The organism is Anaerosporobacter mobilis DSM 15930 (genome assembly GCF_900142955.1).
GTDB lineage: Bacteria > Bacillota > Clostridia > Lachnospirales > Lachnospiraceae > Anaerosporobacter > Anaerosporobacter mobilis.
This window is the reverse complement of record NZ_FRCP01000007.1, coordinates 123,972-136,688: the sequence shown is the minus strand read 5'-3', so window position 1 is coordinate 136,688 and position 12,717 is coordinate 123,972. Positions and strand designations below refer to the sequence as shown.

Sequence of the window (12,717 nt, the reverse complement as noted above, 5' to 3'; positions counted from 1 at the left end):
GATGAACATTGAGACACAAGGGAAAAAGGAAGGTTGATAATATGCAATTAACTCCAATGATGCAACAATATATGGAGATAAAGAATCAATATAAAGATTGTATTCTGTTCTATCGCTTGGGAGACTTCTATGAGATGTTCTTTGAAGATGCAACTATCTGTGCGAAAGAGCTAGAGATTACATTAACAGGAAAGAATTGTGGTCAAGAGGAGCGCGCACCGATGTGTGGCGTTCCTTATCATGCCGTAGAAGGTTATCTAAGTAAGATGATTAGTCGCGGTTATAAAGTTGCCATATGCGAGCAAGTAGAAGATCCAAAGCTTGCGAAAGGAATTGTGAAACGTGATGTTATTCGTATCGTGACACCTGGTACGAACTTGAATACACAGGCACTTGATGAGACAAAGAATAATTATCTATGTGGTATATATTATTCAGAAAGTGGAATCGGTGTTTCCTTTGTAGATATTACAACAGGAGATTACTATGTAACAGAAGTTGATTCAAAGAAGAAACTTCTTGACGAAGTGATTAAGTTTCTGCCAACTGAGATTATCTGTAATGACACATTTTTAATTTCCGGTGTTGATATTGTAGATTTAAGAGAACGTCTTAAGATTGTTGTTTCGTCACAAGAGTCTTGGTATTTCGATGATGAGATGTGTAAGAATGGCTTAAAAGAACATTTTGCAGTATCTTCCTTAGATGGACTGGGATTACGGGATTATGAATATGGTATAATAGCCGCTGGAGCTGTTTTGAAGTATCTATATGAGACGCAGAAGAACTCACTATCACATCTTACACATATACAACCATATATCACAAGTAAATATATGCTTCTAGATAGTTCAACAAGAAGAAATCTTGAGTTAACGGAGACGTTACGAGAGAAACAAAAACGAGGTTCCTTATTATGGGTTCTAGATAAAACTAAGACAGCTATGGGTGCCAGATTACTTCGTAATTATGTGGAGCAACCTTTAATTGACATGGACTTAATTAAGGAAAGACTGGATTGTGTTGAGGAGATTAATCAATCAACAATCACCAGAGAAGAGTTAAGAGAGTACTTAAATCCAATCTATGATTTAGAGCGTCTAATTAGTAAAGTAAGTTATAAGAGTGCGAATCCAAGAGATTTGATTGCCTTTCGGGCATCCCTATCTATGTTACCTTCTATCAAATACCTTTTATCTGATTTTACTTGTGCTTTATTAAAGGAGATAGATTCTGAATTAGATACACTAGAAGATATCTGTTCTCTTATTACAGATTCCATTGAGGAAGAACCACCGATATCAGTGAAAGAAGGTGGTATCATTAAAGAGGGCTATAATGAGGAAGTGGATCGACTTAGACATGCCAAAACGGATGGCAAGTCATGGTTAGCTGATCTAGAGGCAAAGGAAAGGGAGCAGACGGGGATTAAGAATCTTAAGATAAAGTTTAATAAAGTATTTGGCTATTATCTTGAAGTAACGAATTCCTATCAAAATATGGTACCTGAAAATTGGACAAGAAAACAAACGCTCGCTAATGCGGAAAGATATATTACTCCAGAATTAAAAGAGTTAGAGGATATGATTCTTGGAGCAGAGGATAAATTGTTTACCTTAGAATACAACTTATTCAGTGAAGTTCGTGATCAAATAGCGGAACAGGTAAAGCGTATACAGACAACAGCAAAAGCAGTTGCTAAGATTGATGTATTTGCTTCACTTGCCTTTGTAGCTGAACGTAACAATTTTGTAAAGCCTGAGATGAATCAAAGTGGTATGATTGATATTAAAAACGGACGTCATCCTGTGGTTGAGAAGATGATTACCAATGATTTATTCGTTGCGAATGATACGTTCTTAGATAATGATGATAACCGCGTATCCATTATAACAGGACCGAATATGGCAGGTAAATCAACGTACATGAGACAGACCGCACTAATAGTCTTAATGGCGCAAGTAGGAAGTTATGTACCTGCTGAGTATGCTAAGATTGGTATTGTTGACCGTATCTTTACGAGAGTTGGAGCTTCTGATGATTTAGCATCTGGCCAAAGTACATTCATGGTTGAGATGACAGAGGTTGCTAATATTCTTAGAAATGCGACGAAGAATAGTTTATTAATCCTAGATGAAATTGGTCGAGGAACAAGTACCTTTGATGGTTTGAGTATTGCCTGGGCAGTAATCGAACATATCAGTAATAAGAAGTTACTTGGTGCCAAGACGTTGTTTGCAACACACTATCATGAACTTACTGAGTTAGAAGGTAAATTAAGTGGTGTGAATAACTATTGCATCGCTGTGAAAGAGCAAGGCGAAGACATAGTATTCCTCCGTAAGATTGTTAAAGGTGGAGCGGATAAGAGTTATGGTATACAAGTAGCCAAATTAGCTGGAGTTCCCGATGCTGTACTTAGTCGTGCTAGAGAAATCGTTGATGAATTAAGTAACAATGATATTACTTATAAGGTGAAGCAAATGTCGGATTCTCTTCTAGATAAAGAGTGTCACGTTGCATCAATACATGAAAATAAATCGAATAGTTACGAAGCTTCTGATAAGGAAAAAATTATACAACAAGAAGCTATACAACAAGAAAATCGTCAATCAGTTGCTGCAAATGATTCTGAAAAAACAATGATAAGTAAAAAGTCAAAGAAGGACATCGATGGACAGATATCTTTCTTTACCGTAGATTCAACGAATCAAGTAATTGAAGAAATTAGAAACTTAGATGTAGCGAATATGACACCAATGGATGCGATGAATATGTTATATCAGTTACAAAAACAGATCAAAGGATAGGAAGAGTGGTGAGTAACAATGGCTAAAATTGAGTTATTAGACCAAAATACCATTAATCAAATCGCTGCAGGGGAAGTTATTGAACGACCTGCAGCTGTTGTTAAGGAATTAATTGAGAATGCCATAGATGCCAAAGCAAATGCCATTACCGTAGAGATCAAAGAAGGTGGAATTAGCTTCATACGAATCACAGATAACGGCGGTGGAATTGCAAGAGATGATATCAAAGTTGCATTCCTTAGACATTCTACGAGTAAGATTCGTTCAGCTCTTGACTTGTTACATGTATCAAGTCTCGGTTTTCGTGGGGAAGCATTATCAAGCATAGCAGCTATAGCACAAGTAGAACTTGTTACGAAAACACCTGGTGAATTAACAGGAATTCGATATGTAATCGAAGGTGGCGTAGAAAAGACGATGGAGGAGATTGGGTGTCCCGAGGGTACCACATTTTTAATTCGTAATCTATTCTATAATACACCAGCAAGACGTAAGTTCTTAAAAAGTGCTACAACGGAAGCTTCCTATATTGGAGATATTATTGAAAGAATAGCCGTTTCTCACCCTAATATTTCATTCAAATTCATGAGTAACAATCAAGTGAAACTTCACACTTCGGGAAATGGTAATCTAAAAGATATTGTTTATAATATCTATGGCCGTGAGATTGCGTCTAATGTAGTAGAAGTGAACGGGTCGAGTGAGAATGTAGACGTTTATGGATATATAGGGAAGCCAATTATATCCCGTGGTAACAGGAATTATGAAAATTATTATATCAATGGACGTTATGTAAAGAGTGGTATTATTACGAAGGCAATTGAAGAAGCATACAAATCGTATACTATGTCTCATCGTTATCCATTTACTGCAATCCACCTAACAATACCAGGAGAATTCATTGATGTGAATGTACATCCGACAAAGATGGAAATTCGATTCCGTAATAACGATGAAGTATACGGAATGGTGTATCATTCCATAAAGGACATACTAGCGGGAAAAGAATTAATACCGGCTGTTACCTTAGTAGAAGAAAAAGAAAAAGCAAAACGAATTGAAAATGTGCCAGAACCATTTGAAAAGAAGCGTTTGCAAGAAATGAAACCAAGTTTCATAAAAGATAAAAAGGACCCAATTATTGAAAGTTCAAGGACAATAGATGATGAATCAGCTTTAATACATGATAATTCTAGACTAAAAGATAATAATTCTGGGCGAATAAATGAATATTCTACAAAAGTAGACAGTAAATCATCAGAGTATACTACAAGAGTAGAGAATAGATTGATAAATCCGACTGATTATTCTACAAAAGTAGAGATTGGTAAAACAGCTCTTGTTAAAGCAACGGAGATCGGTAAATTTGATACCATCATTAAACATCCACATGAGGCAATAGCAGAGAATCTTAAATCTGCACTTCGTGAAACACCAGATTATCAGGTTACAAGTAATAGGAGTAATGATAATAATACAGACAAGCATGACATAGAGTTTGGAACAGAAAACCTAGACAACAATTCAGAATATGAGATGGAACAACTAGCTGAGAAAAAAGCAGAACAGATAAGCTTGTTTGAAGAGAAGATGATTTCTGAGGAAGCTAGGAGCAAACATCGGATTATTGGGCAATTATTCAATACTTATTGGATTGTTGAATATGAAGATAAGATGTTCATGATTGATCAACATGCGGCTCATGAGAAGGTCTTATACGAAAAGCTTTTGGCTTCCTACAAGAATAAAGAGATTGCCTCACAGATGTTACAGCCGCCGATTATTTTGTCTTTGTCAATGCGTGAAGAAGAGGCATTGAAAAAACAGATGCCCATATTACAAGAGATTGGTTTTGAAATTGAACATTTTGGTGGAAAAGAATACTCTGTCCGAGCAATACCTAATAACCTTTTAGGAATTGCAGAAAAGGATTACTTGATTGAGTTAATTGATTCGTTGGTGGAAGAAAGCCATACGAATCTAGTAGAGTCTATCTTAGAAAAAGCTGCGTCTATGTCTTGTAAAGCTGCAGTGAAAGGTAATAATAGATTATCAGTTGAAGAAGCCAATGCGTTGATTGATCAGTTATTACTTCTTGAAAACCCATACCATTGTCCACATGGTAGACCAACAATAATCTCTATGAGTAAGTATGAGATCGAGAAGAAATTCAAGCGTATCGTGTAGATGAATGATGTAACTGCAGATTTTAATGGAAATTGATTTAAGACAATAGAAAGTCCGAATAGGACACTTTCTATTGTCTTTATTTATTTACAAGTAAACGTTTTGTTGTTTTACAAATGGGTTAGTATTATGTATTCTTATAATATGCTGATTTAATCAGTACTTATAGATTCTATATAGTTAATTGTGATACTCTTTGTAATGTCGACATGGAGAAGTGTTTCGCATATGTGAAAAGGAGAAGATAAGATGAGTAATCAACAATTTTGTAATAACTTAGTTCATTATAGGCAAGCAGCAAAAATGACACAAGATGATTTGGCAAGCAAATTAGGGGTTACCCCACAGGCAGTATCAAAATGGGAAAGAGGAATTGGTTATCCGGATTTGGAGATTACTTGTGCAATTGCTGAGTTTTTACATATTAGCTTAGATCAACTATTACTTGAGAAGGCAATGATCACAGAAAGCGGAAAGAGAATTGACAGTGATAAAGTAATGTCCATTATCTTGTCTGATCCAATTCTATTTCAAGCAGGTGAGGCATTCATTCCTCATATGCTATTAGAAAACGAGAAACATTTTAATGGAATCCAAAAGATCCGTGAAGAACTGGCAAAAGAATACGGATATCTACTGCCAGTTGTAAGGATGAAAGACAACACAGAGTTGGAAGCTAATCAATACCAGATATGTATCTATGACAAAGTAGCATTGGATTGTAAAGTAGAATGTTTAGATGAATTTACGTTCAAGGAGGTATATGAAGTAGTAAAGAGGGTTGCTATCGAACAATATGATTGCATTATTAATAAGCAGATTGTTAAGAATCTTCTTGACAATATAGCTTTTCAATATCCTGCTGTAATTCAGAATCTAATACCGGACAAGGTATCCTATTCGATGGTTCAACAAATACTAGTTGTAATTATAAAACAAGGTAAGTCCATCCGAAATCTTATTAAGATTATAGAATGGATTGAAGAAGGGATTATGGTAGGATTAACGGTAGAAAAAATAGGTATAGATATAGCTAAGAGAATATAACTAAGAGAATACGGCTAAGAGAAAATGCCTAATAGATTATAAGCGTAGTAATGAGTTGGAATTTAATTCTTGTCAGTACATACTATGATTACCCTTTTATATTTCACATTAATACGACTATTTTAAGAATGTAGTGCATAGAATTATATTGGAGTCTAAGTACTGGGGTAAGTCTTTACTCCAGTACTCTTAATTTTTAATTAAGATAAGACATTTCCAATTGCACTAATATCATCCATAAAGTATAATAGTTAAGTCGATTACACTGATGGTACATAAATAATTGTAGACTGTGTACATTTCAAGTGTGAATATGTATGAAAATTACTAAGTTTGAGAGGAGAATCGTTACGTATGATTGAATTTTTGAAGGCCATACTCTTTGGTGTTGTGGAGGGAATCACTGAGTGGCTTCCAATTAGCAGTACAGGACATCTGATTCTGTTGAATGAATTTGTAAATCTTAATGTAAGAGATGAATTCTTCAGTATGTTTGAAGTTGTTATCCAATTGGGAGCTATATTAGCTGTAGTTGTTTTGTTTTGGAATCAGTTATGGCCGTTCTCCAAGAAAGAAAAATACTATATTAAACAAGATACCTTTATGATGTGGATTAAGATTATTGTTGCGTGTCTTCCAGCAGCTATAATTGGAATTTTATTTGATGATGTTATTGAAGATTTATTCTACAATTATCAAGTAATCGCATTGGCATTAATCGTGTTTGGTATTGCGTTTATTATTATTGAAAATTATAATCACAAGAGAAAACCACATATTAATTCGTTAACAGAAATCACCTTTAATGCGGCTATTATCATTGGTTTATTTCAATTAATTGCTGCAGTATTCCCTGGAACGAGCCGTTCTGGAGCTACAATCTTAGGTGCTATCTTAATCGGTGTATCAAGAAGTGTTGCTGCAGAGTTTACTTTCTTCTTAGCAGTACCTGTTATGTTTGGTGCTAGTTTATTGAAGTTAGTTAAATATGGTCTACCAGCAACAGGAATGGAAGTAATTATTTTATTAACTGGTATGATTGTTGCGTTTGTTGTATCTGTAATCGTAATAAAATTCTTAATGAGCTATATTAAGAAACATGATTTCAAAATATTTGGTTGGTATCGTATTGTATTAGGTATTCTAGTATTACTATTCTTTGGACTGATTAAATAGCTGACAGATATCCTTTATCCACGGACAAGAGTATAGATATTACCTAGTATCAAAGAAATAGGAGGGAATGAGAATGCAATTCGCTAATACAGGAAATGATTTGTTTTTCAATGGATTTATCGTGATTTTTTTCATAGTGTTTGCTCTGATTCTTGGTTTGTTTATTGTAGCAATAGTAAAAGGCGTAAAGCAATGGAATACAAACAATAACTCTCCAGTATTAACAGTAGATACTAAAATTGTAGCAAAGCGTATTAATGTAAGGCATAGTTCTTCTAGTATGAATAATGATAACGGTATGCATACTAGTTCGACATCGACAGATTACTATGTAACCTTTGAAGTTGAAAGTGGTGATCGCTTGGAGTTCGAGGTAGCTGGAGATGAATATGGTATTTTGGTGGAGGGTGATCAAGGAAAACTTACTTTCCAAGGTACCAGATATCAAGGCTTTGTTAGATATTAAATAGATTGAATTGAAATGCTAACAGTGGTATACGATACCTATTGTTAGCATTTGTTTATGGAATGAAATATTGGAAAAAACAATACCTTGCGGTTAATAAACAATAGAAAGCTCAATATACAAGCTTTCTATTGTTTGGAAGAAGAAATGTATATGGTAGTAAGCGAAAGTTGATGCAACTACTTTTGAATTTCTTATTAAATTATATTAAGAGTCCATAGATAACATGCTAAAGAATTATAGCAGGCTATAATAAATCAAGGAAATAGACCAAATAAAGCGCGACTAAGAATGGATGTATGAGAGAAAATCAAGCATATTGAGGAAATTATTATGGCAAAGGAATATAGCAAAGAAAATAGTAAAAACAGTAGGTGTTGTTTTGAAGTGAGAGATAATAGTATCTCCTATTCTGATTTAGAGATACCATATGAAATCGTTCGTTCTAAGAGAAAATCTCTATCCATCATGATTGCAGTTGGCGGTAAGGTTACTGTTAAGATACCTATAAGGGCAACAAAAGCTGATGTAATACGATTGTTAGAAAACAAAGGAGATTGGATTTACGACGCGTACAAAAAGCAAGTACTTCGTGAAAGAAAAGGGATTGAAGTTAGAGAAGGTGCGATACTGCCTTACTTAGATCAAACATTTCGCTTACATGTAGTTTTTAATCCTACTAGACAAGCAGCGAATATATCAATAAAAGAATATGTACAACATTTGCAAGGGTTTGAAGAGGTACTTAATATAGAGACTCCATTAACTGATCCAAATTTCTTAATAGAATGTCTGGAAGCTTGGTATAAGAAAAATGCTAGGAATATCATTACTATGAAGGTAGAACAATATGCCAAGTCAATGGGAGTTACGTATGGGAGAATTTCTATTAGAAGTCAAAAGAGCAGATGGGGAAGTTGTAGTAGTGCAGGAAATCTGAACTTTAACTGGCATCTAATAATGATGCCTAGTAAGATTCTCGAATATGTAGTAATCCACGAACTTGCTCATAGAATGGAGATGAATCATTCAAAAAGATTTTGGGAGATTGTTTCAAAGTTTTGTCCGGAATATAAGCAAAGAATAATATGGCTAAAAGAACAAGGGATTTCCTATGAATTATTTATTAAAGAATAGTTTATGATAGGAAGATTTTGTTTTATTTACTATAGTTGATAGTACTAATTTTGATTTGATTTTGATTAATGGATCAACTAAAATAAAAGTTTTATGGAGAGACGTAGACGGAGGATGTATGGACAAAAATGTAGCAAAAAATCCCTTGGGTGAAGAACCAATAGGGAAATTAATGGTTAAATTTGCAGTACCAAGTATAGTGGCTATGTTAGTAAGTGCACTGTATAATATTATTGACCAGTTATTCATTGGTCAAGCAGTGGGAACGATAGGAAATGCTGCTACTAATATAGCATTTCCTTTATCAACATCCTGCGTTGCTTTAGCTTTGCTGTTTGGTATTGGTGGAGCATCTAGTTTTAATCTAGCAATGGGCAGAAATGAATCCGATAAAGCAGCACATTATGTGGGAAATAGTATAGTATTGCTATTAGGAAGCGGTATTATATTAATGTTAGTTACTCAGATATTTCTAACGCCGATGTTAAAATTCTTCGGTTCTCCAGATGATGTACTCGAATATGCTAAGACATATGTAAGAATCACTTCCTTTGGTTTCCCATTCTTAATCTTAACGGCAGGTGGAGGGCATCTAATTCGTGCAGACGGTAATCCTAAGATGGCAATGATTTGTAATCTTTCAGGAGCAATTATTAATACGATACTGGATGCTGTCTTTGTATTCGGTTTTGATATGGGGATGGCAGGTGCAGCTTATGCAACAATTATAGGACAGATATTTTCAGGATTCCTTGTAATTAATTACATGAGACGTTATAAAACGGTTGAACTTACTACGCATCAATTGAAGCTAAAATGGGAATATTCAAGACGCATTATCTCGTTAGGTACAGCATCTTTCTTTAATCAAATTGCAATGATGGTAGTTCAGATTGTACTTAATAAGTCCTTGAAGTATTATGGTGCGTTGTCGGAATATGGTGAAGCTATTCCGCTTGCCTGTGTAGGTATTATATCAAAAATAAATATGGTATTCTTCTCCTTTATTATTGGCATTGCCCAAGGTACGCAACCAATTGAAGGATATTGTTATGGAGCAGGAAAATATAAGCGGGTAAAGGAGACCTATCGATTAGCTGCAATTGTTGGTGGGATCATAGCTATAATTTTCTTCCTGTTGTTTCAATTAGCACCAAGACAGATTATAACGTTATTCGGTAAAGGTGACGCGCGTTATTATGAATTCGGAATTAGTTATTTTAGAGTATTCCTTCTCTTTACTTGTCTGAATTTCCTTCAACCAATTACGTCAACCTTCTTTACTTCAATTGGAAAACCTTACAAAGGTATTTTCTTATCCTTAACAAGACAGATTTTATTTTTATTACCGTTGATTATTGCTATGCCATTGTTTATGGGTATTGATGGTATTTTGTATTCTGGTCCAATTGCAGATGTTTTGGCTGCTATCATTACTATTATTATGGTTTTAGCTGAATTTAGAAATATGAAGAAGCTACAGGTAATTGAGAATAAATCATAAGTTGCTGAATTATATTAATGTGTGATTAAGCGTAACTAAGGGTTAAATGGATATGAATATAAAAAGAGTTGTAAGACAAACATACTAGTATGGTTGTCTTACAACTTTTTTTATTTATCGACTTATTGATAATTAAACTCAGTAAAACTATTGATTTTCAAGTAACAGTTAGATATGATATAAATAAGTTAGAAGCAACTAACCTCGATATAACTAACAATACTCAATATGTTGGAAGGAGTATGAATACTATGAGTAAAGAAGCACTTCAGATGATATATAGTTTAAATCAAGATGATATTAAGACACAATTAGCAATACATTGTTCTCCCGTTTTAACCGGTTTAAAGATATCGAATTTATTTATTGTATCCAATGAATATGTAAGAATGGTATATGAGATTTTCAAAAGATCACCGATTTCTATATCGATAATCTGGAAATCAGAAGAGAAAACAACTTTCTTACTATACAATAAAAGTCGAGTAGAGGAATATCTTAGAAACAAAGAGGTTAAGGAAGTAATGCTTTCGTTCGGTTATTCTAATCCTAAGTTATATTCTGTGTTAGTTGAACTAAGAAGTCGTTATACAAAGTATAAAGAAGAAGGAGCGGAATTTCCTCACGAACTTGGGATTTTGTTAGGCTATCCACCAGAGGATGTTGTTGGATTTATAGAGAACAAAGGTAAGAATTTCTTATATACAGGGTATTGGAAAGTATATGGGAATGTGCAAGAAACTAGGAATATATTCTATATGTTTAATCAGGCAAGAGAGAATGTTGTAAGAATGTTAACAAGCGGGGTAAGCATTCAGAATATTCTTACGATGCACTATGGAAGCTACAATTAATAATATTGCATTACAAAGAATATTACAAATGACTAATAATAATCATTTAAAAGGAGAATAAGTATGAATAAAATAACAGTTGTATATTGGTCACAAACAGGAAATACAGAGGCTATGGCAGAAGCAATAGGAGAAGGTATAACGAATGCTAGTCAAGAATATGGTAAGGAAGCTGAAGTAGTAGAAGTATCTAATATGGATATAGAAGAATTAAAAGATGCTAGTGTATTTGCTCTTGGTTGTCCTGCTATGGGAGATGAGGTATTAGAAGAGTGTGAGATGGAACCTTTCGTATCACAAGTGGAGAAATATGCTGCTGGTAAACAAATTGCTTTATTCGGTTCTTATGGATGGGGCGATGGTCAGTGGATGCGTGACTGGGAAGATCGTATGAGGAATGCAGGTGCAACTATCGTAGATGAAGAAGGTATCATATGCCAAGATACACCTGATGATACAGTTTTAGAAGCTTGCAGAAACCTTGGTAAAAAATTAGCATCAATATAAGGAAAGTAAAGGAACTTGATCGTAACTAAGGAGGTGAATTATATGAGTATTGTTATAATTGGAGGACATGACCGGATGGTCTGTCAATATAAGAAAATATGTAAAACATACAATTGCAAAGCTAAAGTGTTCACACAGATGACAAGCAATTTAAGAGAACAGATTGGTAAGCCAGATTTAATTGTATTGTTTACCAATACAGTATCCCATAAGATGGTGAAATGTGCTGTGGCAGAAGCAGAGAAAAACAACGCGAATGTTGTAAGATGCCATTCTAGTAGCGGTAATGCATTAGGTGAAATCCTTGAATCACATGTTAGTATGGCGTAATTTACTGGAATTGTTTTAATCCAACTGGTATATTACTCAAACTTCGCACTTGAAGATTTTGAAGAGTAGCTAACTGCTATATTCAACGAAATACCCGCTCTCGCTTAGCTTCACACGTAGCAGTACTAAGATTTCGCGTTGCTCAATCAAGTGCTGACGTGCTCAGATAGTTTTTCTTATGAATATAGCAATTATCTACTCTAAGTAATGTTTTTTATGTGAGAAGTTTGAGTATATTACTATATGAGGATCTTTAAGCAACGAAAGGAGTAGGCATTACTATGAAGGTATTTGCGTTAGAAATAAAATTACGAGCTATTTGGGTACACTCATTAAAAGAAAAGAGAATGATAGTACAAAGTATTGTTAAGAAGATAAGAAACCATTTTAATGTATCAGTAGGAGAGATAGCCGAACAAGATATCCATCAGATTGTTGTTATAGGAGTCGTTGGTATGACTTTAGATGAAAGGCACTTAGAAGAACGTATGGAAGAGATTCTTCTCTATGTTGAAAAAAACACAGATGCTGAGATTATCGATGTTGTGAAAGATAAAGCAGTATTTTAGTAGTTAATAAATTATGTTAGTTTTCTTAACTGTGGACGTATAGCGCGCAGTAGTATATAATGTAATTAAACTAAACAATAACAGTTGAAGGCAGATTAGTGCTTTCAACTGTTTTGATATGAAAAGAAAT

Annotated in this window: 11 protein-coding genes; all 11 read left to right on the top strand. The window is 34.3% G+C overall.

Annotated elements, in window-relative coordinates:
* Positions 1–41: 41 nt before the first annotated feature.
* Positions 42–2,810, top strand: coding sequence for a DNA mismatch repair protein MutS (mutS, locus tag BUB90_RS05580; protein WP_073284304.1), 2,769 nt, complete (start codon positions 42–44; stop codon positions 2,808–2,810).
* An 18-nt stretch (positions 2,811–2,828) separates the two neighbouring features.
* Positions 2,829–4,997 carry a DNA mismatch repair endonuclease MutL gene (gene mutL / locus BUB90_RS05575; RefSeq protein WP_073284301.1) on the top strand — a complete coding sequence of 723 codons (2,169 nt, stop codon included), beginning with the start codon at positions 2,829–2,831 and terminating at the stop codon, positions 4,995–4,997.
* 249 nt (positions 4,998–5,246) lie between these two features.
* Positions 5,247–6,044, top strand: a complete 798-nt coding sequence (locus tag BUB90_RS05570) for an FHIPEP family type III secretion protein (protein WP_073284298.1) — start codon at positions 5,247–5,249, stop codon at positions 6,042–6,044.
* A 354-nt stretch (positions 6,045–6,398) separates the two neighbouring features.
* A complete protein-coding gene (locus BUB90_RS05565) occupies positions 6,399–7,220 on the top strand; it encodes an undecaprenyl-diphosphate phosphatase (protein ID WP_073284295.1) in 822 nt (273 codons plus the stop codon).
* Positions 7,221–7,293: 73 nt separating this feature from the next.
* On the top strand, positions 7,294–7,686 hold the full coding sequence (locus BUB90_RS05560; protein ID WP_073284292.1) for a DUF2500 domain-containing protein: 393 nt from the start codon (positions 7,294–7,296) through the stop codon (positions 7,684–7,686).
* A gap of 333 nt (positions 7,687–8,019) precedes the next feature.
* A complete protein-coding gene (locus BUB90_RS05555; protein ID WP_139241704.1) occupies positions 8,020–8,823 on the top strand; it encodes a M48 family metallopeptidase in 804 nt (267 codons plus the stop codon).
* Positions 8,824–8,941: 118 nt separating this feature from the next.
* Complete coding sequence (locus tag BUB90_RS05550; RefSeq protein WP_073284288.1) at positions 8,942–10,327, top strand: MATE family efflux transporter; 1,386 nt, start codon at positions 8,942–8,944, stop codon at positions 10,325–10,327.
* A 251-nt stretch (positions 10,328–10,578) separates the two neighbouring features.
* Positions 10,579–11,181, top strand: coding sequence for a DUF3793 family protein (locus tag BUB90_RS05545; RefSeq protein ID WP_073284285.1), 603 nt, complete (start codon positions 10,579–10,581; stop codon positions 11,179–11,181).
* Positions 11,182–11,244: 63 nt separating this feature from the next.
* Positions 11,245–11,688 carry a flavodoxin gene (locus BUB90_RS05540; RefSeq protein WP_073284283.1) on the top strand — a complete coding sequence of 148 codons (444 nt, stop codon included), beginning with the start codon at positions 11,245–11,247 and terminating at the stop codon, positions 11,686–11,688.
* Positions 11,689–11,730: 42 nt separating this feature from the next.
* Entirely contained in the window at positions 11,731–12,018 is a 288-nt protein-coding gene (locus BUB90_RS05535; RefSeq protein WP_073284280.1) for a DUF2325 domain-containing protein, read from the top strand.
* Positions 12,019–12,299: 281 nt separating this feature from the next.
* Positions 12,300–12,587 (top strand): DUF503 domain-containing protein, encoded by a 288-nt coding sequence (locus tag BUB90_RS05530; protein ID WP_073284277.1) that lies wholly within the window; start codon positions 12,300–12,302, stop codon positions 12,585–12,587.
* Positions 12,588–12,717 lie beyond the last annotated feature (130 nt).